24 protein-coding genes and 1 pseudogene are annotated in these 24,591 nt (G+C 64.2%); 7 read left to right on the top strand and 18 right to left on the bottom strand.

Annotation, left to right across the window (positions count from 1 at the left end; all coding sequences use genetic code 11):
- Positions 1 to 10 precede the first annotated feature (10 nt).
- Together L979_RS06110 and L979_RS06105 are read left to right on the top strand one after the other, a co-directional pair.
- Positions 11 to 1,087: an NAD(P)-dependent oxidoreductase gene (locus tag L979_RS06110; RefSeq protein WP_156125442.1), complete on the top strand. Its 1,077-nt coding sequence runs from the start codon at positions 11 to 13 to the stop codon at positions 1,085 to 1,087.
- 100 nt (positions 1,088 to 1,187) lie between these two features.
- The gene (locus tag L979_RS06105) at positions 1,188 to 2,342 is read left to right on the top strand and encodes a hypothetical protein (protein ID WP_047690464.1); all 1,155 of its coding nucleotides are present in this window, start codon (positions 1,188 to 1,190) and stop codon (positions 2,340 to 2,342) included.
- Between the two features lie 140 nt (positions 2,343 to 2,482).
- Here L979_RS06105 and L979_RS06100 read toward each other — a convergent pair whose 3' ends face one another.
- Complete coding sequence (locus tag L979_RS06100; protein ID WP_197052085.1) at positions 2,483 to 3,232, bottom strand: LysR substrate-binding domain-containing protein; 750 nt, start codon at positions 3,230 to 3,232, stop codon at positions 2,483 to 2,485.
- Positions 3,233 to 3,258: 26 nt separating this feature from the next.
- Complete coding sequence (locus L979_RS16240) at positions 3,259 to 3,399, bottom strand: LysR family transcriptional regulator (RefSeq protein ID WP_197052084.1); 141 nt, start codon at positions 3,397 to 3,399, stop codon at positions 3,259 to 3,261.
- Between the two features lie 149 nt (positions 3,400 to 3,548).
- On the opposite strand from L979_RS16240, the gene L979_RS06095 reads away from it, so the two are divergent.
- Both L979_RS06095 and L979_RS15840 read left to right on the top strand, forming a co-directional pair.
- Positions 3,549 to 4,385: a sulfite exporter TauE/SafE family protein gene (locus L979_RS06095; RefSeq protein ID WP_047690461.1), complete on the top strand. Its 837-nt coding sequence runs from the start codon at positions 3,549 to 3,551 to the stop codon at positions 4,383 to 4,385.
- 117 nt (positions 4,386 to 4,502) lie between these two features.
- Complete coding sequence (locus L979_RS15840) at positions 4,503 to 4,877, top strand: antitoxin MazE-like protein (RefSeq protein ID WP_369792976.1); 375 nt, start codon at positions 4,503 to 4,505, stop codon at positions 4,875 to 4,877.
- Here the strand turns inward: L979_RS15840 and mutM are convergent.
- The 5 genes and pseudogenes from mutM to coaD form a co-directional block, all read right to left on the bottom strand.
- Complete coding sequence (gene mutM / locus L979_RS06085; protein ID WP_047690459.1) at positions 4,813 to 5,793, bottom strand: bifunctional DNA-formamidopyrimidine glycosylase/DNA-(apurinic or apyrimidinic site) lyase; 981 nt, start codon at positions 5,791 to 5,793, stop codon at positions 4,813 to 4,815. The two genes, L979_RS15840 and mutM, sit on opposite strands and share 65 nt — an antisense overlap.
- Positions 5,794 to 5,973: 180 nt before the next feature.
- Positions 5,974 to 6,633 (bottom strand): annotated as a pseudogene (rnc, locus tag L979_RS06080) (ribonuclease III); the annotation flags it as partial.
- Positions 6,634 to 6,638: 5 nt separating this feature from the next.
- Positions 6,639 to 6,842, bottom strand: a complete 204-nt coding sequence (rpmF, locus tag L979_RS06075; protein WP_047690457.1) for a 50S ribosomal protein L32 — start codon at positions 6,840 to 6,842, stop codon at positions 6,639 to 6,641.
- A gap of 2 nt (positions 6,843 to 6,844) precedes the next feature.
- Positions 6,845 to 7,348, bottom strand: a complete 504-nt coding sequence (locus L979_RS06070) for a YceD family protein (RefSeq protein WP_081993917.1) — start codon at positions 7,346 to 7,348, stop codon at positions 6,845 to 6,847.
- Positions 7,349 to 7,531: 183 nt separating this feature from the next.
- Positions 7,532 to 8,002: a pantetheine-phosphate adenylyltransferase gene (coaD, locus tag L979_RS06065; RefSeq protein WP_047690478.1), complete on the bottom strand. Its 471-nt coding sequence runs from the start codon at positions 8,000 to 8,002 to the stop codon at positions 7,532 to 7,534.
- A 76-nt stretch (positions 8,003 to 8,078) separates the two neighbouring features.
- On the opposite strand from coaD, the gene L979_RS06060 reads away from it, so the two are divergent.
- Positions 8,079 to 9,395 carry an aminotransferase class I/II-fold pyridoxal phosphate-dependent enzyme gene (locus L979_RS06060; RefSeq protein WP_231559423.1) on the top strand — a complete coding sequence of 439 codons (1,317 nt, stop codon included), beginning with the start codon at positions 8,079 to 8,081 and terminating at the stop codon, positions 9,393 to 9,395.
- Positions 9,396 to 9,402: 7 nt separating this feature from the next.
- On the opposite strand, the gene L979_RS06055 is transcribed toward L979_RS06060, so the two are convergent.
- The 5 genes from L979_RS06055 to thiL form a co-directional block, all read right to left on the bottom strand.
- Entirely contained in the window at positions 9,403 to 10,764 is a 1,362-nt protein-coding gene (locus L979_RS06055) for a UDP-glucose/GDP-mannose dehydrogenase family protein (RefSeq protein WP_047690451.1), read from the bottom strand.
- 194 nt (positions 10,765 to 10,958) lie between these two features.
- Positions 10,959 to 11,540 (bottom strand): 16S rRNA (guanine(966)-N(2))-methyltransferase RsmD, encoded by a 582-nt coding sequence (gene rsmD, locus L979_RS06050; RefSeq protein ID WP_047690448.1) that lies wholly within the window; start codon positions 11,538 to 11,540, stop codon positions 10,959 to 10,961.
- Positions 11,540 to 13,891, bottom strand: coding sequence for an ATP-dependent DNA helicase RecG (locus tag L979_RS06045; protein WP_231559422.1), 2,352 nt, complete (start codon positions 13,889 to 13,891; stop codon positions 11,540 to 11,542). Before L979_RS06045 ends, rsmD begins: the two co-directional genes overlap by 1 nt.
- 2 nt (positions 13,892 to 13,893) lie before the next feature.
- Positions 13,894 to 15,003, bottom strand: a complete 1,110-nt coding sequence (locus tag L979_RS06040; protein ID WP_047690445.1) for a DAK2 domain-containing protein — start codon at positions 15,001 to 15,003, stop codon at positions 13,894 to 13,896.
- Positions 14,993 to 16,078, bottom strand: coding sequence for a thiamine-phosphate kinase (gene thiL, locus L979_RS06035; protein ID WP_081993911.1), 1,086 nt, complete (start codon positions 16,076 to 16,078; stop codon positions 14,993 to 14,995). Before thiL ends, L979_RS06040 begins: the two co-directional genes overlap by 11 nt.
- A gap of 106 nt (positions 16,079 to 16,184) precedes the next feature.
- Here thiL and L979_RS06030 point away from each other — a divergent pair, with 106 nt between their 5' ends.
- The gene (locus L979_RS06030; protein ID WP_369792975.1) at positions 16,185 to 16,754 is read left to right on the top strand and encodes a DUF3515 family protein; all 570 of its coding nucleotides are present in this window, start codon (positions 16,185 to 16,187) and stop codon (positions 16,752 to 16,754) included.
- Positions 16,755 to 16,815: 61 nt separating this feature from the next.
- Here L979_RS06030 and L979_RS06025 read toward each other — a convergent pair whose 3' ends face one another.
- From L979_RS06025 to leuC, 6 genes are all read right to left on the bottom strand, one after another.
- Positions 16,816 to 17,997: a D-alanine--D-alanine ligase family protein gene (locus L979_RS06025; protein ID WP_081993909.1), complete on the bottom strand. Its 1,182-nt coding sequence runs from the start codon at positions 17,995 to 17,997 to the stop codon at positions 16,816 to 16,818.
- Positions 17,994 to 19,124, bottom strand: coding sequence for an NAD(P)H-dependent glycerol-3-phosphate dehydrogenase (locus L979_RS06020; protein ID WP_047690443.1), 1,131 nt, complete (start codon positions 19,122 to 19,124; stop codon positions 17,994 to 17,996). Before L979_RS06020 ends, L979_RS06025 begins: the two co-directional genes overlap by 4 nt.
- Before the next feature lie 59 nt (positions 19,125 to 19,183).
- Positions 19,184 to 19,945 (bottom strand): 1-acyl-sn-glycerol-3-phosphate acyltransferase, encoded by a 762-nt coding sequence (locus L979_RS06015; RefSeq protein WP_047690440.1) that lies wholly within the window; start codon positions 19,943 to 19,945, stop codon positions 19,184 to 19,186.
- 73 nt (positions 19,946 to 20,018) lie between these two features.
- A complete protein-coding gene (gene murA, locus L979_RS06010; protein WP_047690469.1) occupies positions 20,019 to 21,338 on the bottom strand; it encodes a UDP-N-acetylglucosamine 1-carboxyvinyltransferase in 1,320 nt (439 codons plus the stop codon).
- A 194-nt stretch (positions 21,339 to 21,532) separates the two neighbouring features.
- Positions 21,533 to 22,132 carry a 3-isopropylmalate dehydratase small subunit gene (gene leuD, locus L979_RS06005; RefSeq protein ID WP_047690437.1) on the bottom strand — a complete coding sequence of 200 codons (600 nt, stop codon included), beginning with the start codon at positions 22,130 to 22,132 and terminating at the stop codon, positions 21,533 to 21,535.
- Positions 22,133 to 22,192: 60 nt separating this feature from the next.
- Positions 22,193 to 23,647 (bottom strand): 3-isopropylmalate dehydratase large subunit, encoded by a 1,455-nt coding sequence (leuC, locus tag L979_RS06000; protein ID WP_047690435.1) that lies wholly within the window; start codon positions 23,645 to 23,647, stop codon positions 22,193 to 22,195.
- 111 nt (positions 23,648 to 23,758) lie between these two features.
- Between leuC and L979_RS05995 the strand changes: the two genes are divergently transcribed.
- On the top strand, positions 23,759 to 24,535 hold the full coding sequence (locus L979_RS05995; protein WP_081993903.1) for an IclR family transcriptional regulator: 777 nt from the start codon (positions 23,759 to 23,761) through the stop codon (positions 24,533 to 24,535).
- The last annotated feature ends 56 nt before the right edge of the window (positions 24,536 to 24,591 follow it).

Here is a 24,591-nt window from a genome sequence, read left to right as displayed (position 1 = left end):
GCCCGCTGACCTGGAGAACGTTTCCGAGTTGAGTGGCCAGGGCCGTCGCGTCCTGGTGACCGGTGCCTCCGGAATGCTCGGTGCCGCGGTGGCCCGCCTGTTGCGTGACCGTGGCTGGCAGGTGCGCATCATGCAGCGCAGCCCAGCGCCGTTGGCCCAGGAGGACGGGATCGAGCAGGTCCTGGGCTCCATCACGGATCCGGATGCCGTGGAAGCGGCACTGGAGCGGGTGGATGACGTCGTCCATTTGGCCGCCAAGGTCTCCTTTGCCGGGGATTGGGACGAGTTCGTGCACACCAATGTGACCGGAACCCGTGTGGTTCTGGAATCAGCACGGCTGGCCGGTGCCCACAACGTGGTGTTCGTGTCCTCGCCGTCCGTGGCCCACACGGGCGAGTCGATCCAGGGTGATGGCGCTGAACCTGCCGACCCCCGCCACGCCCGCGGCAACTACGCCAGGTCCAAGGCCGCCGCTGAGCTGTTGGCCTTGGAAGCCGATTCCCCCAAGTTCCGGGTGACTGCCATTCGTCCGCACATTGTGTGGGGACCCGGTGACACCCAGTTGGTGGAGCGGATCGTGGACCGTGCCGCACGGGGTCGACTGCCGCTGCTGGACGACGGCGCTGCGCTGATCGACACCACCTACATCGACAACGCCGCGGAGGCAATTGTCCGGGCCTTGGAGCGGATCGAGGTCAGCCACGGTGAAGCATTCGTGGTCACCAACGGGCAACCGCGCCCGGTGGGCGAGATCATTGCGCTCATGTGCAAGGCCGGGTCCGTGGCACCTCCCACCCGGAAGGTGCCGGCAGGGATCGTGAAGTTCGCGGGCAAGGTCATTGAGAAGGTTTGGGCAGGGAAGCCTGGCAAGGATGAACCCCCCATGACCGAGTTCCTGGCTGAACAGCTCTCCACGGCCCACTGGTTCGATCAGAAACGCACACATGACGTGCTGGGGTGGAAACCTTCCGTGAGCATTGAGGAAGGCATGTCCCGGATGAAGGCCTACTACACGCAGAACCCCATGCCCGTTGTGCAGGAAATGCAGGACGAGCGCATGGAGAAGATCCGCCGCAAGAGCAACTGAGTCTCTGTTCCGCAACTTCCGCATGGAGAAGTGCAATCCCACACCAGGATTTGTCCTTTTCCATGCGGAAGTTTTTGTTCTGAGCAACCCTTGAAGTGACATGAAGTCAACAGCCATCAGGCGTCTGCGGGTCCGTGAGATCCACCCTGATCCGCACGATGCACGTGCGGAGTCTCTGCGCAGGCACGGGCTGCCGTTGGTGGTGCGCCCACGGCACCGCTTGCGGACACTGGTGCCCTACACCGGCCCCGTGCTGGTGGTGCTGGGCGTGCTGCTGATGATCCAGGCCGTCACCGCGCGGGTCATGTTGGCTGCCAGTGAGCGGTTCGACGTCAACATCTGGGAGGACGAAAACCTGCCGGACGGACTCCTGGTGATCGGCACCATCTCCACCGTCATCCTGGCATCCGCCTATGTGCTCTCCCCGCTGTTGCTGTGGGCCGTCACCGCCGTGGCAACTCGCGGCGGCAGTACTCGTCAGCTGCTGATCAGCGCACTCGGGCTGGTGCTGATTCTGGCCGCGGCCCTGACCAGTTCCTGGCAGTCAGGAGTTCTACTCAACTTGATCAGTTCAGCGGTCACCGTGGCGATTGTGCTGGCCGGCGCTTATCTGGGACTGGGCGTGATCACACTGTGGGCCATGCAACGGATCCTGCAGGAGCTCACCAGCATCGGCGCCATGATCATCCGGGTGCTGCCGCTGCTCATGTTGGTCCTGCTCTTCCTGTTCTACAACTCCAACATCTGGCAGATCGCAGTCGGGATTTCCTGGCTCAATGTGGCCCTCACGGCAGCAGTCCTGGTGATCCTGGCCAACGTGCTCAACGTGGTGGTGACCGCAGACATTGTGGGCGACTCACATCTGCGCGATCATCTGCGGGATTCCACCACCCGCACCCGCTGCAGCGAACGAGCCAACATCCTTGCCGTGCCGTCCTTGGTGGTGACCATCCAGGCGGGGATCTTCAGCGTTCTGGTGTTCATCTTCCTGGTGGGCTTTGGAATGCTGTCCATTCCCGTGGCCACCATCAAACAGTGGATCTCCCAGGACCCCAACATTGTGTTCCCATGGCTGATGCCCGGCCTGCCGCTGACCCAGGAGTTGCTGAAAGTCTGTTTGGTCCTGGCTGCCTTTGCGGGCCTGAACTTTGTGGCGTCCATGGCAACAGATCAACGGCACCGCACTCTGTTCATGGACGGCGTGCTCAATGACCTGGACCAGGGCCTGAAGGTCCGGGAGCAATACCTGCGCTGAGCACGGCAAGCGGTGGGTGTGACCGTCACCGCGCCCCACCCTGCAACTTGGGCATGGAAAAATACTCGCCGCATCAGTCTCAGCGCATTTTTCCGTGCACAAGTTGGTGACTGGGTTGACGCCCGCCATGGGCGGTGGGTTCAGTCCACAAGTTCCTGCCGGTACCGGAGCATGGCCTCCACAAAGGATGACTGGATGGGAGACCCCTTGTGGTCGGCCCGAGTCAGCAGCAGCGCCTGGCGTTGCGCCCACGGCTGCGCGATCGGGTGCACCAGCTTGTCGGGTGCACCCAGGCGGCGGGCTGTGCCCTGCGGCAAGATGGCGGCACCGGCTCCGGTGCTGGCCACCGCATACACGGCACCCGGTGTGGGCAGGCGCACCCGATAGTCGGTCGTGACGCCCCGTTGGCTGAGGTGCTCATCGATGTAACTCTGCAGTGGAACACCCTCGGTTAGACCGATCATGGGGCCCCGGATGACTGACTCAAACGGAGCTCCTGCGGCATCGTCGTTGTCGTCGGAAACGGCACCACCGAGCAACTGGGGCGCGCACACAACGACGAGCGGGTCCGACCACAGCTGCTGGACCGTCAGCCCCGGGTCCCGGGGCGGTACGGACACGACGCCCAGATCGGCGCCGCCGTCACGGACTCGCCGAGCCACCTCGGTGCTGGTGGTCTCCTCCAACGCAACGTGCAGGTCCGGGAACCGGGACATCGTGGAGGCCAGGAACTCGGTGAGGGCATCCATGGCGGAGGTGTTGCTGGCCAATCGAATGCGCCTGGACTCACCGTCCCTTTGGTGGCGCAGCTCCTGGAGAAGGTCATCTGCCTGAGCCATCATCAACCGGCCACGCTGCACGAACGCCTCCCCCGCAGGCGTGGGGGCCACACCGCCATGACCTCGTACCAGCAGCGTTACGCGAACCCCTTCTCCAGGGCAGTGATCCGGGAACTTGCTGCGGAGAGCGAGAGTCCTACGGCCTGGGCGCCGTCCGTGATGGAGCCCCGGTCCACGACGGCGACCAACAACTCCACGTCTCGTGTCTCGATTCGCATGGGTGATCCTTCCGTCATCCCGAAGACCCCTTCGGATCCTAGCAAGCCAGATTCAGGCTCCACCTGCAGGGCTGAAAGGACGATACGGACGGCGCGGTGTCCTCAGACTGGCGCCCCAACGCACACATCAATGCGGAAGGAACCCGGGGATGTCGATCGACTGGTTACAGGTCCTGGAATGGGCCGCGATTCTGGGTGCCTGTTTTCTGGCGGGCGGGATCAACGTGATTGTGGGCGCAGGAACCCTGGTGTCCTTCCCCATCCTGGTGTTCCTGGGCTTCCCACCATTGACCGCAACCATTGCCAACACGATCGGCATTGTCCCGGGCAGCGTGTCCGGGGTGGCGGTCTACCGGAGGGAACTGCGCACCCACATCAAGACGGTTAGGGTGCTGTTGCCGGCCTCCGCCATCGGAGGTGTCGCGGGTGCCACCCTGCTGCTGCACTTCTCAGCCGAGGTGTTCGCAACGGTCATCCCCTGGCTCATCGGCATCGGCACCATCCTGGTGATGGCGGGACCTGCCATCAAACGCCGCATCAGCACAGCGGGGCAGGACTCATCAGCGGGCGTGGTCTCGTCAGCCGATCCGTCCATCCGCGGTGAGCCCCGACCATTCGCCACGCGGACAGCCTTGGTTGCCTCCGTGACCGGTGCGTTCTTCCTGGGTGTTTACGGCGGCTATTTCAGCGCCGCCCAGGGCATCCTGCTCATTGCCCTGCTGGGGATCACATCGAGCCTGAGCATGCAGGAACTCAACGCGATCAAGAACCTGACCGTGGCGGCCGTCAACGTGATTGCCGCGAGTGTGTTCATCATGGTTTCCCCGGAGCTGATCTCCTGGCCCACGGTCGGCCTGATCGCCGTCGGCGCGACGTTGGGTGGCTTGGTGGGCGGCCGCTTTGCCCGCCGGCTTCCGGCGGGGTTGTTCCGGGTGTTCGTCGTGGTCATCGGTGTGGCCACCGTGGTGGTCATGACTGTCAGGTGAGGTCCACTAATGCATGTGATCGGTTATTTGGGCTCCACGGAGAGCGAAACGAAATGGCCATGACCAATGTGGATCTGGACCCCGTGCTCATGGCAGCTGCTGGGTCGCCTCTGAACGATGATGGTCGGGGCGCGAACTCGTTACCTGTCACCATGTGGCCATGTCAGCCAGGAATGGTGTTGGCGAGCACCGGCACCGAAGGCGTGCACACGGCAACCCTCGGTGCAGGTCTGGGTGCCTGATGTGCGCAGCCGACAGTTCACCCACAAGGCGGTCCTTCAAGTAGCCGCAGTCGCGGAAGCCGACCAGCGCAGCGGGGACCAAGATTCGCCGATGGCGTCTCGCTCGAGCAGGACCAGGAGTGAAAGTCGACGTGGTCAGGTCATCGGGCTGAAGCCACCGAACAAGGTCCCACACCCCGCACAACTCAGAACCGTGCGTTGCGCGGCTTCCGTTGGCACAACTCACAGAGGAAGGACGAGCGGTTCATGAACTGCTCTCGCACAATCACTCCGTCCCGGCCGGCGGCAGCACAACGCGTGCATGGTTTGCCCGTCTGCCCGTAGGCGTTCAGGGACAGCGCAAAGTACCCGGACTCCCCGTTCACGTTGACGTACAGGGAGTCAAAGCTGGTGCCGCCCGCCTCCAATGCCCGGGTCATCACGGTTTGTACGGCCTCCAGCACCCGCCGGGTCGCGGTCCGGGTCAGGGTTTCCGTGGGCCGGGCGTAGTGAAGCCGCGCCTCCCACAGGGCCTCGTCCACGTAGATGTTGCCGATCCCGGACACCAATCCCTGGTCCAGCAGCGCCCGTTTGATACCGGTTCTACGACGACGCAGGCGATCGTGCACGGCGTCGATGTCAAAGGCCGGATCCAACGGATCGCGGGCAATATGAGCGGCGTGCTGCGGGATCAAGGCGTCCCCACGCAGCCCGCGGCCCGCTGCAGCCCCATCCGCGGTGGGAACCAGGTCGTCGATGAACAACCCACCAAAAATCCGCTGGTCCACAAACCGCAGTTCGGTCGGCAACTGATCGCCAGGATTCTCGGGGTCCGAGGCTTCGGACAGGGTCAGGCGGATGCGCAGGTGCCGGTCATCCGGCAATCCCGCGTCCTTGATGAGCATCTGCCCTGACATCCCCAGATGGGCCATGAGCGCCAGAGTGGGAGAATCGCCGGACCCCATAGAGTCAGTCTCCGGTGCACCCAACGGCATCCACAGAAACTTTCCGCGCCGCACCACGTCCAACACGCGGCACCCGGCCAGATCCTGGACAAAAGCCTCAGGGCCGTCCGTGTGGCGGCGTACCGAGCGAGCTTCCAACACCTGGACATCCTCAATCACCCGGCCGGCAACCCATTGGGCCAGGCCTCTGCGGACCACTTCCGCTTCAGGCAGTTCCGGCACGGGTCACCCTTGAGAGTCTCCGGTGGAGGGCGCGCCGGTTCCGCGTCGGGCTCGCCGGGAGGTCTTGCGCGCAGAAGGAGTCGCGGTTTCAGATGCCTGCTCGGACCGAACCGGCGCGGATTCAGTGTCCGGGATGGGACGCCCGTGGCCATCCGTCAACGTGGTGCCCGTCAGATTGAGGTAGGCGGCAGCAGCAGCTCTCCGCTCAGCTTCTTTCTTGGACGTGCCCTCGCCGGTTCCGGCGTCGTCGTCACCGATCACGCACGTGGCCACAAAGGCGCGGTTGTGATCAGGACCGGTTCCCACCACGGCATAGTGGACCGAACCCAGCTGCCGCATGGCCGCCAGCTCCTGGATCTCGGTCTTCCAGTCCCGGCCTTCGTGGATCACAAAGTCGTCTTCCAGCAGCGGCACGATCATCCCCAGCACAAAACGGCGGGCCCGCTCGATCCCGTGGGTCAGGTAGACGGCACCGATGATTGATTCCATGGTGTCGGCAAGGATGGAGGCTTTGTCGTGCCCGTCCGTGCGAACCTCACCCTTGCCCAGACGGATGAAGGACCCCAGCTCCAGGCCTCGCGCCAACTGCGCCAGGGTCCGGGTGGAGACCACAGAAGCCCGGATCTTGGCCAGCTCTCCTTCGGTGCGCTCCGGGTACCGCCGGTAGATCTCATCCGTCACGGACAACCCGAGCACGGAATCCCCCAGGAACTCCAGGCGTTCGTTGTGCACCGTCCCCGGATGCTCGTAGGCGTAGGAACGGTGTGTCAGGGCAATGAGAAGCGTCTCGGCATCGATGTCGACGCCGAGACGCTTCTCAAGATCCTGAAATTCGTTCACCGTTTTCAGGCGTCAGCTACCTTGCGGCCCTTGTACTCGTAGTACAGGGCGGTGCCTGCGGAATCGGTGACCAGCTTGGCCTGGTGCGGCAGGCTGTAAACGGTCTTGCCGTTTTCAACCGAACGGACCAGCTTGGGAGCCTTTGCCTTCCACTGTGAACGGCGCATGCGAGTGTTTGCACGCGAGAGCTTCCTCTTGGGAACAGCCACTGCTATCTCTCTTCTCTCGTGGTGTCGTGATCCTCACCGAACAGCCCCTCCAGGGCGCTCCAGCGCGGATCGAGCACTTCGTGTTGATGACCCGGGTTCTCATCCAGCCGCACACCGCATTGGGCGCACAAACCTTCACAGCTGACCCGGCACACCGGTTGGAACTGCAGCTTGGTGATGGCTGCGTCCCGAAGCATGGGTTCCAGGTCGATGGACTCGTCCTGGACTTCGTACATGTCGTCGGCCTCGTCGTCGTCCCCCGAAACTTCGGAAGGGGCGTCGAACAGGAAGAGTTCCTGCACTTCAACCACCAAGTGATCGGTGATCGGGTCAAGGCATCGACTGCACTGGCCTTCAAGGCTAATGGTCACGTCCCCGGAAACCAGGATTCCGTCATGGACGGATTCTAGTCTCAGATCGCAAACCATGTCGGAGCCTTCGGGGGCCCCGATCAGTGCGTTGCCGAAATCGCTCGGCGCGGGCACTGTCTCCTGCCAGGTGCGCATGGTTCCCGGACGGTGTTCCAAATCCCTGACGTTGATGGTCAAAGGTGTTGGGGTCGCGCGTACGATGATGAGCTCCTGTAGGTCCAATACCAGCCGCCCATCTTACTCGGTTGTCCTCTCATGGCTCAACCGTCAGCGTGCGGCGTGGCGAATCTCTCCTCCGGCAGGTGGCCAGCCCTGCCCTCACCGCGCTTTCAAGGCCGCCAGAACCGGTGCGGGCACAAATGCCTCCACGTCCCCACCCAGACCGTGAACCTCTTTGACCAAGCTGGAGGAGATGTGCAGCAACTCCGGATTGGCGGGCAGGAACACGGTTTCCACCTGCGTCAGCGCACGGTTCATGGCCGCCATGGGCAGTTCGTAGTCGTAATCCTGCCCGGAGCGGAGGCCCTTGACCAACGCCACAGCACCCCGGTCCGCCGCATACCGCGCCAGAAGCCCCTCCTCCAGAGGTTCGACGACGACGCCGCTGATCCCCTCCAAAGACGCCTCCGCCAACTCGAACCGCTGAGATCGGTCAAAGAAATAGGTCTTCTTGGGGTTGTCACTGACAGCCACCACAACTTCTTGGAACAGCATGGCCGCGCGGCGAATGATCTCCACGTGCCCACGATGGATGGGGTCGAAGGAGCCGGGGCAGATGGCGCGGCGGATGTGGTTCTGGGTCATGGTGCTCAACGCTAGCGTGCTGCAGCATGACGTGGTGGGCAGAGTTCATAGACTCGGGCACATGAACGCAGCCCACCAGAGCCCCGCCACCCTAATCGATACTCACCCTCCTGCCGAGCAGTCGGGACCTGCCGCACCGTGGAGGGCCATGGCCGCTGGTGGTGGCCTGTTGGATGCCTGCGGAGGATTCCGCTCCACCATTTTTGACGAAACTTCTGCGTTGGCTGCCCGCCATGAAGCCATCAACCTGGGGCAGGGATTCCCGGATCAGGACGGCCCCGCCCACATGGTGGCTGCTGCGCACCGCGCCCTTGATGCGGGCCTGAATCAGTACACGCCCGCTGTGGGATCCCCGCGCCTGCGCAAGGCCATTGCTGATCAGCAGGAACGAACCCAGGGACGCATTCTGGATCCCGAAACGCAGGTGCTGGTCACGGTGGGAGCCGCAGAAGGCCTCACGGCCGCCCTGCTCTCCGTGGTGCGTGCCGGTGATGACGTGGTGGTGCTGGAGCCCTATTACGACCTCTATGCGGCCGTGGTCTCCTTCATCGGCGCCACCCTGCGAACCATCCCCTTGCGCCCACCGCACTTCCGCCCGGAAGCCCAGGACATTCACAACGCCTTCAGTTCCCGCGCTACAGCGGTGTTGCTCAATGACCCGCACAATCCCACCGGTACGGTCCTGGCCCCCGACGACGCCCGGTTGATCGCGCAGCTGGCCGTGGAACACGACGCCGTGATCATCACGGACGAGGTCTACGAACACCTGCGCTTTGTGGGCAACCACGTGTCAGTGGCGGCCACGAACAACCGTTCTCTCTTGGGCAGCGAACCCGCAGATCTGACGTTGGCCCACCAGGTTGCCGAACGAACGCTCGTGGTCTCATCGGCCTCCAAGACCCTGCGTGCCACGGGGTGGCGCATCGGTTGGGTAACCGGACCTGGGCACTTGATCATCGGTGTGCGGGCGGTCAAGACGTATCTGACCCACTCCCCTGCAGCCCCGTTGCAGGACGCTGTGGCGGCCGGGCTGGAGGACAGCTGCCAATGGGTCCGTGATCTTGCCACCGAGCAGGGTGAACGCTCCCGGATGGTGGCTGAAACTCTGCATGAGCTGGGCCTGAGCGTGGCCGAACCATGCGGGTCCTACTACGTGGTGGCCGACTTCTCCCCGCTGTACCAGCGCTGGGGTGTCTCAGACAGCACAGAACTCGCGGCGGCGTTGATCGAGAGGGCCGGTGTGGCTCTGTTGCCGATCTCAGCTTTTGCCTCCCCGGTCAACGCCGGGCTCTACGACGGCTGGATGCGCGTTGCCGCCTGCAAGCAGACCGCCACCTTGGAGCAGGCCATGCAGCGATTGCGCAAACACCTGCAGTGAGACACCCTCAGCCCTTGCGCCCCAACGCCCGATAGGTCCAGCCCTGCTCCTGCCATTGCTGCGGGTCCAGGACGTTGCGGCCATCCAGGATCTGGCGTGACTTCACCAGGGGCGCCAGCTGCTGCGGCGTCATGGAACGGAACTCCTCCCATTCGGTCAGCAGCACCACCACTTCCGCCCGGGCCACCGCCTGCGGCAAGGAATCCACATAATCCACGCGCGGATAGCGTTTGGCGGCATTCGCGTTGGCTTTGGGGTCATAGACGTGCACATCCGCGCCGATGGAATGCAGCCGGGCCGCGATGTCCAGGGCCGGTGAGTCCCGGACGTCGTCGGACTCGGGTTTGAAGGCCGCACCCAGCACCGCCACCTGTTTGCCCATCACCGAACCACCCAGCATGTCCGTGACCACCCCCACCGTGTGGTCGCGGCGGCGGATGTTGATGTCATCGATTTCCACCAGGAAGCGCACCGACTGGTCCAACCCCAGTTCAGAAGCCCGAGCGCGCAGGGCACGGATGTCCTTGGGCAGGCAGCCTCCACCAAAACCCACGCCGGCATTGAGAAACTTCCGGCCGATGCGGTCATCCATCCCAATGGCATCGGCCAGCGTGCGGATGTCCCCACCCACCGCCTCTGTGAGCTCGGACAGGGAATTGATGAAGCTGATCTTGGTGGCCAGGAACGAGTTGGCGGCCACCTTGACCAGCTCAGCGGTCTCGTAATCGGTGATGATCAGCGGAATCTGAGCCTCAAGCTGCTGGGCGTAAACCTCACGCATGACCGCCTCCAGCCGTTGATCGTCAGCGGGATCGGCAGCGGCGTCGTCGTGGTGTGCTCCGTGACCCGGCAGTCCAAGGACCATGCGGTCCGGGCGCAACGTGTCCTCCACTCCGTGTCCCTCTCTGAGGAACTCCGGGTTCCAGACCAGGTCCACCTGAACCCCGGCCGGTGCGTTCTGGCGGGCCAGCTCACGGAGCCGACGAGCAGAGCCCACAGGAACGGTGGATTTGCCCACGATCACGGCATCGCGCTGGGCATGGCGCGCGATCGAGGCGACCGCCGAGTCCACGTAGCTCATGTCAGCGGCATAGGAACCGGGGCGCTGTGGTGTTCCAACCCCCACAAAGTGGACGTCACCAAAGGCACCAGCCTCTGCATAATCACTGGTGAATCGCAGGCGCCCGGAATTCACGTGCTTCTTGAGCAGCTCCGCCAATCCGGGTTCGTGAAACGGCAGAACGCCCGCGGAAAGCGCCTCCACCTTGGAAGGATCCACATCCAGGCCCAGGACCTCAAAGCCCATCTCCGCCATGGAGGCAGCGTGGGTTGCGCCCAGGTAACCGGTGCCCAGAACCGTGATCTTCATGCCGTGTTCCTCCTAGAACGCACGCAGCGTTGTGGGTGACACAACCGGGGTTCTCCGCGGTTGTTAGCTCGGTGACCACCTTGCACCGCGCACATGAACCGCGGATGAAAAGGCCACGACCTCAATACGCTCCCCCACTCCAGTTGTCTGTGCTCTGGCGCAGAGCATCCGGGGGTCATCCCGCCTGGCGATGATCAGTCCGTCATAGATTCCGCGTGCACTTCTTCTGCGAACCACAGAGTGGTTTCGCCGTGTTTGGAGGATTCCAGCAGGTGTAGTCCCTGCGGCCACGTGGGCTGCGGCGAGCGCGTGGAACGTTCCACCATGATCACTGCCCCTGGCCCCAGTCGCCCCACCAGGGGTTCCAGGAATGCTGTGACCTCATGCTCCGGGAGCGGGTACGGGGGGTCGGCCAGCACCAGGTCCCAGGGCCCATGATGGGCGCTCAGGTAGGTGGACACGCTGCCGCGGTGTGCCACGACCTTCTCCGATCCCACCGCGGAGTTGAGCATCCGAGCATTGGCCTGGGCCACCTTCAAGGCCTTGGAGTCACGCTCCACCAGATCCACATGCGCAGCCCCCCGGCTGGCTGCCTCACAGCCCAGCGCGCCGGATCCTGCAAAGAGGTCCAGAACACGGGCATCCGTCAGCATCCCCCAAGCCTCCAGCCGGGAGAACAGTGATTCCTTGACCCTGTCTGTGGTGGGCCTGGTGCCGGTTCCGGGTACGGAGGTCAACCGCAGGCCACCAGCTGCTCCTGCAATGATTCGGCTCATCAGCCACGCTCCAAGTACTTCTCCGTGTCCTCATCCAGATACGCCTCGATGGCCAGGGCCAGTCCCCAGTGGCGCTCCAGGGTGGGGTCAACATCCAAAATCTCCATGGCCTCCTGCCGCGCCGATTCAATGATCTTGACGTCGTCCAACGCCCGCAGCAACCGCAGAGTCGAGCGCCCACCGGACTGGGCATCCCCCAGGATGTCGCCCTCCCTGCGCAATGTGAGATCGGCCTGCGCCAGTTCGAATCCGTCCGTGGTGGCCGCCACGGCGTCAATGCGGTCACGGGAGGGATGGCCGGGTTCCCTGCGGGTGACCAACAAACAGGTGCTGGCATGTTCGCCACGGCCTATTCGTCCGCGCAGCTGATGCAGCTGGGAAATGCCGAACCGGTCTGCGTCAAAGACCACCATGAACGTGGCATTGGGGACGTCAACACCCACCTCCACCACCGTGGTGCACACCAACAACCCGATCTCACCGGCGGCAAAGCCCTCCATGGTGGCCGTTTTCTCCGGTGCCTCCAGGCGGCCGTGCAACGCCGCAGTACTCACTCCAGCCAAGGCCGGGGAGGCCTCCACCAGTTCCTCCAGCCAGCGGGTGGAAATCATGCCTTCACCGGGTTCCTGCGCTGCGGCTTCCGATCCAGCCCGCGATTTTGCGGTGCCTGCGGCACTGCGCTTGGCTGAATCCCTCCGGGCCCGCAGCTCGGGAGCTGCCGCCAAAACCTTGACCGATTCGGCCAACGTCATCTGGGGCACGGCGTCGTCCTCGCCAATCTTGGGCGCCACAAAGTACACCTGGCGGCCGGCCTCAATCTCCTCCCGAGCACGCTGAAAGATCCGCGCCTCCCACCGCGGATGCTCGAACAGTCCCACAACGTGTGTGGTGATGGGCCGGCGGCCACCCGGCAGTCCCTCCAGGACGGAGACGTCCAGATCCCCGAACACGGTCATGGCCACCGTCCGCGGGATGGGTGTTGCCGTCATGACCAGCAAATGAGGTGAGAGCTCCCCCGCATCCCGCAGGCGATCACGTTGCTCCACACCGAACCGGTGCTGCTCGTCCACCACCACCAAGCCCAGCTCAAAAAACTGCACCGTTTCAGAGAGCAACGCGTGCGTGCCGACCACGATCCCGGCCTGACCGGAGGCGATCTCCAGAAGCGCCCTCTTCCGCGCCGATTGGGGCATGGAGCCCGTCAAGAGCACCACGCGCGTGCCCTCCGGATCCCCTCCCAACGTCCCGGCCTGCGCCAAGGGGCCCAGTGCAGCCTGAATGGAGGCATGGTGCTGTGCCGCCAGAACCTCCGTGGGCGCCAGCAGGGCAGCCTGGGCACCGGCATCCACCGCCTGCAACATGGCCCGCAGCGCCACCACGGTCTTGCCGGCCCCCACGTCTCCTTGCAACAGCCGGTTCATGGGGTGTTCACGGGAGAGATCCTCCGTGAGCTGCTCCCCCACAGACCGCTGCGCGGGCGTCAGCTCAAACGGCAACTGCTGGTCGAACCGGTCCAGAATCCCCTGGGGCGTGGGAGGCAGCGGGCGGGCAGTGCGCAGGTTCACCGCACGACGACGCCGCACCAGTGCCGTTTGCAGCATCAAGGCCTCGGTGTGCCGGAACCGCGCTTTGGCCCGGTACCAGCTGCGCTCATCCGGGGGTCTGTGCAGGTGACGGTAAGCCGTGGGCAAGTCGGGGTAACCGTGGCGATCAGCCACCCCGGGCGGCAAGGGATCGGGCACGGTGGACCAGGTGACCTCGGAGAACGCAGCCTTGACGGCGGCGGCAATGCGGTCGCTGGTAAGCTTGGCCGTGGCTGGATACACGGGAATGGGGCTGCTGGCATCAGCCATGACGTCCAGGGAACCGATGTCGTCCTCGGCATCCAACGGTGCGTAGTGCGGATTGGTCATGGTGCGCTTGCCTTTGTACAAGCTGACCTTTCCGCTGAACAGGGCGTGAACCCCGGAACTCAGTTCCCGGGCAGCGGTGTAGGCGTTGAAGAAGCTCAACGTCATCTGGTCATCACCGGTTCCGGAGATCACCTGGTGCTCACTGTGCTGGGAGCGATCCGTGATGACCACTTCCGTGATGGAGCCCTTGCGATTGCGCATCCGGCGGGTGGTCACGGAGACCACCTCCGCCACCAGCGTGGCGTGGGCTTCCAGTTCAAGATCATCAAAAGAACTGAGCTCACCGCGTTGCACCAGACGCCTGGGCACGTGGTCCAGCAAATCCCCCACGGTGTGCAGGTTCATGGAATCGGCCATGGTCTTGGCCTGGGTGGCACCCAGGATCTGAGTCAGGGGCCGGTCCAGGTCACCACGGTGCGGGTGTCCGGGTTCGCGCACAGTCAGTCCGTCACGTGTGGCTCGCCGGTGGGCTCCGCCGTGAGCCCTGTGACGGTGATGTTGCGGGGAGATCCGTGTCTGCGCAGGACGCTCAACGCCATCTGCTGTTCCGGGACGTGGACGTGGACACGCCACCGCCAGGTGTCCGGATCAATTTCAGACACGGCGGAGACAATCACGCTCTCCCCGGTTTCAGCCAGTTCGTGCCGAACAGTGGCTGCCACCAAGGCGGTCATGTCCATGGTGGCCATGACCTCCACCCCGGTGTTGGCATCCTTGAGGGCCTCAAACGCAGCGGCGTCGGCATCGTGCACCGGCGGGTAGAGGTCATAGCCAATGCTGGTCAGCACATCGTCCACCGGCGTGAACGGGCCCTGCTCATCCAGACCCTCACGATGACGGTCCTCACCGTGACGGTCCTGGGGTTGCCCGTCCGTGCCGCGGTGCTCAGGTGCTGGATCTGCACCACCCCACAAGTCGGGTCCCACGCTCTCCTGACCTGAGACGGCACGGCGCAGGGCGTCCAGAATGATCAACAGGCCCAGGGCTCCAGCGTCCACCTTGGAGGTTCCGCGCAGCACCTCCAGCTCCTGGCTGGAAGCCAGCACCGCCTGATGGGCGGCTTCCACCAGGTGACGCAGGTACAGAGACAGCTGGTGGTTGGAACCGGGTTCCCCCACGTCCGGCACGGGGACCTGGGCAGCGGCTGCCAGCACGGAGAGCATGGTGCCGGGAACGGGATCGGTCAACGCGGACCAGGCGCGCACCGAACCGGCGCTGACCCCGTTGGCCAAGGCCTCTGCGTGCAGCCGCTCGGCACCTTCCAGCCCGCCTCCCATGGCGGTCAGGAACACGGCGAACAAGGTCCCCGAGTTCCCTCGGGCCTCCTCCAGCGCGGCTTGTCCTGCCAACGTGACCAGCTCGCTGACGTCCGGAGTTTCCAGCACCTCCGTGGCCTGCTTGGCTGTCTCCACCGTCAGGGCCAAGTTGGTTCCGGTGTCCGCATCTGCCACGGGAAAAACGTTGAGATCGTTGAGGAGATCAGCATGGTCCCTGAGATCACGAGCCGCCGTCTCCAACCATCGCCTGACGGCGGATGCGTTAGAAGCCATCCTCTGATTCAAAATGGTCCCATCCTCGTCCCCGAAGGCCCAGGGGAAGTTGACTGACTGGGGTCTGTTCCAGCCAGATGCGTTCTGTGTGTGTCACACCGGTGGCGGCTGTGCATTCAGCCCGCACCGAGCCTAGCCGAAGCACCCCGGCAGGTAGCTGACGATCGGCCGGGACTGTGGATAACAATCCGTGATCTTCTCCCCCGTTCAGGACCCAGTGAAGGGGATCCTGCCCCAGGATCTCCCCCGCCGGGCGCAATGGTTGGGCCAGCTCCTCCAGTGCTTCCCGGTTCAGCACGATCTCCACCCCGGAGGCTGTGGCAACACGAGTGAGGTCACGGACCAGACCGTCCGAGGCATCGATCATGCTGGTGGCTCCCGACTGCGCCAGTCTTGCGCCCCATGGGGTCGGTGAGACCGGGCGCAGCTGGCTGTTGACCAAGGCATCCAACTGCGGGTCCCGCCCCAGCTCGAGGGCAGGGTCCAGAAGAAGATCCAGACCCGCTGCCGCCCGCCCCACGGTGCCGGCCAACACCACCTGATCCCCCGGCCGCGCACCGTTGCGGCGTACAGGGTCACGGCCCTGTAAATCCCCCGTGACGGTGGCCGTCACAGAAATCTCCCCACCGGCGCCCAGATCGCCTCCCACCACGTGGCACTGCGGTGCTTGGCATGCCAAGGTCCCGGCCCGAAGCCCGCGGGCCAGATCTTCCACCCATCGCACGGGGGTGTTCTTGGGCAGAGTCAGAGAGACCACCAACGACGACGGCACTGCCCCCATGGCCGCTGCATCCGCCACGTTCTGGGTGGCACATTTGTGGCCGGTGTCAAAGCCGGAAGATCTCACACCACTGGGCCACACCAATGCGAAGTCCTGACCCTGGACCTGGGTGTCCGTGGAGATCACAAAGCGTCCGTCCGGGGCTGCCACCACTGCGCAGTCGTCTCCGGGCCCTAGGATCTGATAGCTCTCAGCGGACTCACCAGACGCTGCCGACTGCTCGGCCAACAACGGTGCAAACCGCGCTATGAGCTGACCTTCACTGAGCTGGCCCACCGTCAGTTCCTGATTCATGACTCGACCGTAGCCCAGGGCACAGACATCCCAAGGACCGGGCTCAGATGGTGTGCACTGGACACGACGCCGTACCGCATCCAGGCCGACGACCTAAACTGAGCGCATGCCCGCACACACCTCCGGGGTTGATCACGCCCCCAGCCATCACCACCTCACGGCAACACAAGCCGACAAGGCACCGCGCCGCACCATGTCTCACCTGCGCGGATGGTCTGCAGGCGGCGTCGTCGTGATGGGGGTTGCACTCACGGGCTGTGGAGCAGGCACTGTCTCCGTGACAGCAGCGGAGGACGCTGCCAACCCTGATTGTGCCCCTGCCATGTTGGCCATGCCGGACGCCATCTCCGATCAGGATCAGCGCCAGACCACCAGTCAGGGGACCACGGCTTACGGTGATCCCGCTGCCATGGTGGTCCGCTGTGGCGTCACGCCACCTGCCCCCACCACGGACATGTGCAGCCGGGTCAACGGCGTGGACTGGATCATCCGGGAAACGGATGACCCCAACCAGTGGCAGGCCACCACCTACGGCCGCAACCCGGCCTTTGAGGTCACCTTTGACACCACCGTCGTCCCATCCTCCACAGCGTTGATCGACCTTGGGAGTGCTGTGACCACGGTGGATCAGGACCGCGAATGCCTGTCCGTGGACGAGGCCCTGGACGCATCCTGAATCTTCTGTGCGGACCTCGATCCTGTGTGCGGATCACGGGTCAGTGATCCGCACACAGGATTCAGCGCAGGCCGATGGGCCGTTCCAGTGCCAGGGTGATCAGTTCATCGATCAGGCGGCTGTACTCCAGGCCGGACTCGGCCCACATGCGCGGGTACATGGAGATGGGTGTGAAGCCGGGCATGGTGTTGACCTCGTTGATCATCACCCGCTCATCAGGAGTCACAAAGAAGTCGGCGCGGCACAGACCCTCACCCTCAATGGCATCAAATGCCTGGGCGGCACGCTCGCGGATCTGAGCAATCACGTGCTCAGGGACATCGGCCGGGCAGCTGAGCTGCGCCGAACCCTGGGAGACGTACTTGGCCTCGAAGTCGTAGAAATTGTTCTGGTCCACCACCTGGATTTCACCGGGCAATGAGGTTCTGGGCGCATCTGTGCCGTGTCCTTCCAGGACGGCGCACTCGATTTCACGGCCCACAATGCCGGCTTCCACCACAACCTTGAGGTCAAAGCGGCGTGCCTCCTCGATCGCAGCCCGCAGTGCTTCACGGTCCGTGGGGTCCTCCACTCGGGTGATGCCGAAGGAAGACCCTGCTCGGGCAGGTTTGACGAACACCGGACCACCCAGTGGCGCCACTGTGTCCATGGCACCTTCCGGATCGCTGCGCCACAGGCGGTCGCGCAGCACCACGTAGGGGCCAACCTCCAGGCCTGCCGATTCAAAGGCCATCTTCATGAAGTGCTTGTCCATGCCCACGGCAGAGGCCGTGACGCCACATCCCACGTACGGCACGTGCGCCAGTTCCAAGAACCCCTGCAGGGTGCCGTCCTCCCCGTAGGGTCCGTGCAGCAGCGGCATGACCACGTCAACATGACGGAAGCGGGAAACCTCCGTGGTCTGGGCGGTGCCCTGGCGCACCAACAACGCAGTTTCCTGCTGCCCAAGCGGCAGTGAAACCCGTTGATCCCCCACGGGCAGTTCCGTGATCTGGTTGGCCTCCAGCAGGGCCTCCAGTTCGTCCTGTGAGTACAGGAACCACTCACCGGTCCGGGCGATCCCCACGGTCACCACGTCCCACTTGGTGCGATCAATCGCGCGCAGCACCCCCCGGGCAGTGATCAAGGAGATGCTGTGTTCGGAGGAGATACCGCCAAAGAGCACGGCCACGCACGGTTTGGTGCCGGGGGCGGCGTCGTGGGGGTTCGAGTGGTCCGCGGTTTCAGCGTTCTGGGAGCTCATGTGGGGGTTGCCTCCGATTTAAGTTGCCGTCCCAGCAGCAGCGGCGCCAGGTTCTCCACGGTGATGTGACCCTCCAGAATAGCCACCACGGCTTGGGTGATCGGCATCTCCACTCCGCGCTGGTGGGCCAGTTCCAGGACCGCAGGTGCCGATTTCAGCCCCTCGGCCGTTTGGGTCATCTCTTCCCGGATCTGCTCCAGGCTCTTGCCCTGGCCGAACAGTCGTCCGGCCGTGTGGTTCCTGGACAGCGGGGAGGAACACGTGGCCACCAGGTCACCAATACCGGCCAGGCCGGACATGGTTTCCGGTTTCCCGCCCAGGGCCAGAGCAAGCCGGGTGGATTCAGCCAGACCACGGGTGATGATGGAGGCTTTGGAGTTGTCCCCGTAATGCCGCCCCTCGCAGATCCCCACGCACACGGCAATCACGTTCTTGGTCAGTCCGGCGATCTCCGTGCCCACCACGTCCGTGTTGGTGTAGGGGCGGAAATACGGGGCCGCACATGCCTTGGCCACTGCGGCAGCCAGTTGCGGGTCTTGTGCTGCGACGACGGAGGCCGTTGGATGTTCGTCGGCGATCTCCATGGCCAGATTGGGCCCGGAGAGCACACACGTCTGCCGACTCCAACCATCGGAGTCATGGCCACCGTGCTCCGACGGGAAGACCTCTGCCAGAACCTGGGCAACCACTTCCGTCATACGCAACCCGGTGCCCTGTTCCAAACCTTTGGCCAGGGAGACCAACGCAGCCTTTGGATCAAGGTGCTCAGCAATGGCCGGAAGTTGGCTGCGCAACACCTGAGCAGGCAACGCCAGGACCACCAGGTCGGCACCCGTCAGAGCCTCAGCCAGGTCATCCGTGATGTGCAACGGATCCGGCAGATGCAGCCCGGGGACATAGCGCTGATTGACCCGGGTGCGGGCCATCCGGGTCATGGACTCCGTGTTGCGTCCCCACAGATGGACTTCCAAGGGAGCGCGTGCGTGTTCCCCTGCACCACCGGAAGCGGAATCAGTCTGCGTGGGACGCGAGCTCTGATCAGAGAAGGCTGCGTCCACCAGGACTTTGGAGAACGTGGTGCCCCAGGAGCCGGCACCCAGCACCGCAGCCTTGGTGAATGTTGGCACGTCCTCTTGAGGCAGACTGCGTCGCTGAGCGTCTGCAACTGGTGTGTTCTTCTTAGAAGTCATCGGCGCTCCGCCCGTCGTCGGTCCCAGCGGCCCTGCGGAGGCTGCTCACCCCGTAATTCGGCCACCAGCTCGGTGATGGCATCCATGATGGCGTTGGTGGCGGCCACAGTCTTGCCGTGCGGGATGGAAGCCAGGCGCTGCTCACCTGGCAAAGAGTCGAGCTCCGCCGAGGAAGGAGCCCACCGGGAGAGGTCAACGGCCGGGCCGAACTTGACCCGCACGGTCTTGCGCGGCCACGGACGGAACCAGCGTTTGCGCTGGGGGTCAGGTCCGCGGCCCAAGATCTGCTCATCTCCCCAGTGACCCACCGGAATCACGGGGATCTCCATGGCCAGTGCCAAGCGGGCAGCCCCCGGAAATCCGTGCATGGGCCACAACTCCGGGTCCCGGGTCAGGGTGCCCTCCGGGTAGATGATCACGGAGCCACCGCCGGCCACGTGCTTCTGGGCGGCAGAGAGCGCCTTGACCGAATCAGCGGTTCCGCGGTGCACAGGAACCTGGGCGGTGCGGCGCAGAATCGTGCCCAGCACGGGAACTTTGAACAGGGAGTCCTTGGCCAGAAAGGTGGGATTGACGCCGAACTGGTACAGCGGCATGGCCACTGTCATGGGGTCCATTTCCGAGGTGTGGTTGGGAGTAACCACAAAGGCCCCAGTCCGTGGCAAGTTCTCCAGACCCTCGAACTTGGTACGGCCCAGCAGGCGGTAGACGGGAACGACCACTGTGGCCACCAGGCGCACCAGGGGCGTGATGTGCACGGAGTCCCTACGTGGCGGTTGACCGGGAGTCACCTGTTGGCTCGCAGTCGTTGACCTCACAGTCATTGACCTCTCAGGCATCCACGACGTCGAAATTCGCGCCCAGCGTCTCCAACTTGCTGGTGAAGCGCTCGTAACCACGCTGAATCAATTCCACGCCGGTGACCTTGGAGTGGCCTTCTGCGCCCAGGGCCGCGATCAGGTGGGAGAAGCCACCGCGCAGGTCCGGGACGTGAATGTCCTGGGCCTTCAGAGGCGTCCGGCCGGAAATGATGGCCGAGTGGACAAAGTTCGACTGTCCGAATCGGCAAGGCGTGGAGCCGAGGCAGTCGCGGTGCAGCTGAATGTTGGCGCCCATGCCGTTGAGGGCGTGGGTGAAGCCGAATCGGTTTTCGTAGACCGTTTCGTGCACGATTGACACCCCGTCCGCCTGGGTCAGGGCCACCACCAGCGGCTGCTGCCAGTCAGTCATGAAACCGGGGTGCACGTCCGTTTCCACCACCAACGGATTGAGCGCACCACCCGGGTGGCTGAACTGGATGCCGTTGTCACGGATGTCCAGCTCACCGCCGGTCTTACGGAAGACGTTGAGGAAGGTCATCATGTCCGACTGGGTGGCGCCCTCAACAAAGATCGACCCACCGGTGACCAGCGCAGCCGAGCCCCAGGAAGCAGCCTCGATGCGGTCACACATGGCGCGGTGGTTGTAGCCCTTGAGCTCCTCCACGCCTTCAATGTGGATCACCCGGTCCGTCTGGACCGTGATGATCGCTCCCATCTTCTGCAGCACGGCAATCAGGTTCATGATTTCCGGCTCGGTGGCAGCCCCGCGCAGTTCGGTGCGTCCGCGAGCGCGCGTGGCAGAGAGCAGAACCTGTTCCGTGGCGCCCACGGACGGGTAGGGCAGCTCCACCTTGGCACCATGCAGTCCATTGGGAGCGGACATCTTGATGCCGGATTCCAGCTTGTCCACCTTGGCGCCAAAGTTGCGCAGCACGTCCAGGTGGTAGTTGATGGGCCGATCACCGATCTTGCAGCCACCCAAATCAGGGATGAAAGCCTCCCCCAGAGTGTGCAACAGCGGGCCACACAACAAGATGGGGATACGGGAGTCCCCGGCGTGGGCATCAATGTCCGAGTACCGCGCCCTGGTGACGTTGGTGGGATCCAGCGTCAGCGAACCTTGACCGTCGTTGGCCACGTCCACACCGTGCAGGGCCACCAGATCGGTGACCACCTGGACGTCCTTGATCTCCGGGACGTTGTGCAACACGGAGGGTGTGGAGCCCAGCAGTGCCGCCACCATGGCTTTGGGCACAAAGTTCTTGGCTCCACGAACCTCGATGGTGCCTTCCAGAGGAACGCCGCCGGTGATCTGCAGTGCGCTGGTCATGGTCTCCCGATCTGTCGTCAACACTTCGCCCGTGGCAAAGCCGCGCCAGCCCTTGCCCTGGGTTGGCACTGAGCCAGTTTAGGGGTCATTAATGAGCGCTTGATGACGCCGCGCGCGGTCCAGCCGCCCACACCCCGCCGCGCACCGCGCCGCATCAGACCCCGCGGCGGGGTGGTTTCAGGCGGCCCTGGAACTCAGGTGCGGGCCGGCAGGGTCTTGGGCAACCACGCGGGGCGTGTGGCCTCGTAAGCGGCGATGTCGGATTCGTGCTGCAAGGTCAGCCCGATGTCATCCAGCCCCTCTGTCAACCGCCACCGCGTGTAGTCATCGATCTGGAACGGGACCGTAAGCGTCCCCACGGTCACGGTCCGGGCCTCCAAGTCCACGGTCACCTCTGCGCCCGGCTCTTCCTCGATCTGCTTCCAGATCAGTTCGACGTCGGGCTGCTCCACCTGGGCGGCCAACAAGCCCTGCTTGCCGGAGTTGCCACGGAAGATGTCTGCAAAGCGCGAGGAGATGACCACCTTGAAGCCGTAGTCACGCAAAGCCCACACGGCGTGTTCGCGGGAGGAACCGGTACCGAAATCGGGGCCGGCCACCAACACGGAGCCATTGCGGTAGGCCTCCTGGGTGAGCACGAACTCGGGATCCTTGCGCCAGGAGGCGAACAGGGCGTCGTCGAATCCGGTCTTGGTGATGCGCTTGAGGTAGACGGCCGGGATGATCTGGTCCGTGTCCACGTTGGACTGACGCAGCGGTACGGCGATTCCGGTGTGGGTGGTGAATTTTTCCATGCTGACTCCTAGAGGCTTTGTGTCTGTTCGGCTGGGCGGGCTCAGATTGGCTGGGCGGGCTCAGACGCTCAGCGTCTCCAGGTCGGACGGTGCGGACAGCGTTCCGCGCACTGCAGTGGCTGCCGCCACCACCGGGGAGACCAGGTGGGTGCGGCCGCCCTTGCCCTGACGGCCTTCAAAGTTGCGGTTGGAGGTGGAGGCACACCGCTGACCGGGTTCCAGCTGATCCGGGTTCATGCCCAGGCACATGGAACATCCGGCGAACCGCCAGTCCGCGCCGAAGTCCTTGAACACCTGGTCCAGGCCTTCCTCCTCCGCCTGGATACGGACTTTCTGGGACCCGGGAACCACCATCATGGTCACGTTGGCTGCCTTGGTGCGGCCCTTGACCACATCGGCGGCAAGGCGCAGGTCCTCAATGCGCGAGTTGGTGCAGGAGCCCAGGAACACCACGTCCACGGGGATCTCCTTCATGGGGGTACCCGGAACCAGGTCCATGTACTCCAGGGCTCGGCGCGCTGCTGCCTTGGCGTTGTCCTCCCCCAGGTCCTCCGGGTCCGGCACGGACTGAGACAGAGAGACACCCTGCCCGGGGTTGGTCCCCCAGGTCACAAAGGGCTCGAGTTTATCGGCGTTGATGACCACGTCAGCATCAAAGGTGGCACCGTCATCCGTGGCCAAGGACTTCCAGTACTCAACGGCGTCCTCCCAGTCCTGGCCCTGCGGTGCGTGCGGGCGGCCCTGGACGTAGTCAAAGGTGGTTTGGTCGGGTGCAATCATTCCGGCGCGGGCACCGGCCTCAATGGACATGTTGCAGATGGTCATCCGCGCTTCCATGGAGAGCTGCCGGATGGCTGAGCCGCGGTACTCCAACACGTAGCCCTGCCCACCACCCGTGCCGATCTTGGCGATTACCGCCAGGATGATGTCCTTGGAGGACACCCCGGGACGCAACTGCCCGTCCACCCGGATGGACATGGTCTTGAAAGGCGCCAACGGCAAGGTCTGGGTGGCCATCACGTGCTCCACCTCTGAGGTGCCGATACCAAAGGCCAGGGCACCAAAGGCACCGTGGGTGGAGGTGTGAGAGTCACCGCACACCACAGTCATTCCGGGCATGGTCACACCCAGCTGCGGGCCCACCACGTGCACAATGCCTTGCTCGTCATCACCCAGAGAGTGCAGGCGCACACCGAACTCCTCGGCGTTGCTGCGCAGTGTTTCAATCTGCTTGCGAGAGGTCTGGTCTGCAATCCGGGCAAAAATGTCCTGGGTGGGCGTGTTGTGATCCTCCGTGCCCAGGGTCAGATCCACGCGCCGCAGTTGACGCCCCGCCAACCGCAGTCCTTCAAATGCCTGGGGTGAGGTGACCTCATGGATCAGATGGAGATCGATGTAGAGCAGATCCGGCTGGCCGTCCTGTCCCTTGCGCACCAGGTGGGCGTCCCACACCTTTTCGGCCAAGGTCTTGGGACCTGCTGAGGGGGCTACAGCATCAGTGAACGGGCTGGGCATGCTCTGTCCTTTACGGGCTGACGGGTCTTCTGCACCAAGCATCCGGGCCGTGCGGTGATTGCGCCACCAGTTCTTGGGTCTTCTCGCATAATGAGACGCTAGTATCAACACATGGACATCTCAGGTGCACAGAGCCCCCTCCCGTCCCACGGGCCGGATGATCCGGCTTCTTCGTTCTCCCCCAGTGGCGTGGGCGTGATTGACAAAGCCTCCCTGATTCTGGATCTGCTGGAAGCAGGCCCGGCGTCGTTGTCCCAGCTGGTCTCCGCCACAGGGATTTCACGCCCCACCGTGCACCGACTGGCATCGGCCTTGGCACACCACCGGCTGCTGGGACGCGACATCCAAGGGCGATTCGTCCTGGGCTCCCGATTGGTGGAGCTGGCCTCAGCAGCTGGTGAGGACAGATTGATTGCCGCCGCCGGTCCCGTCCTGGTCCAGTTGCGCGACGCCACGGGTGAATCCGCCCAGATCTTCCGCCGCCAGGGCGAATGGCGGGTGTGCGTGGCCTCCTCCGAACGCCCCATCGGCTTGCGGGACACCATCCCGGTGGGAACCCAGTTGTCCATGAAGGCGGGATCTGCAGCTCAAGTGCTGGTGGCGTGGGAGGACCACGACCGCCTGTTGGAGGGCCTGCACGCTGCCCGTTTCACGGCCACCATGTTGGCGGGAGTCCGACGCCGCGGTTGGGCCCAGTCCATCGGCGAGCGCGAAACGGGCATCGCCTCGGTCTCGGCACCGGTGCGGGGACCTGGCGGACGGGTGATCGCGGCAGTCTCCATCTCTGGACCGATTGACCGGTTGACCCGCCAACCGGGGCGCCAGCATGCGGAGACGGTGGTGGCAGCCGCTCGGCAACTCACCCAGGCCATCCGCCCCGCCGTCTGAGACGCTCCGGTGCCACACGACCGCCGCAGAGGCGGCCCGCGGTCACTTCATGGTGG

Origin of the sequence: Kocuria sp. ZOR0020 (genome assembly GCF_000800955.1) — a bacterium.
Classification (GTDB): Bacteria; Actinomycetota; Actinomycetes; order Actinomycetales; family Micrococcaceae; genus Kocuria; species Kocuria subflava.
The sequence above is the reverse complement of the archived record's forward strand: the minus strand, read 5'-3'. Positions and strand labels throughout refer to the sequence as shown.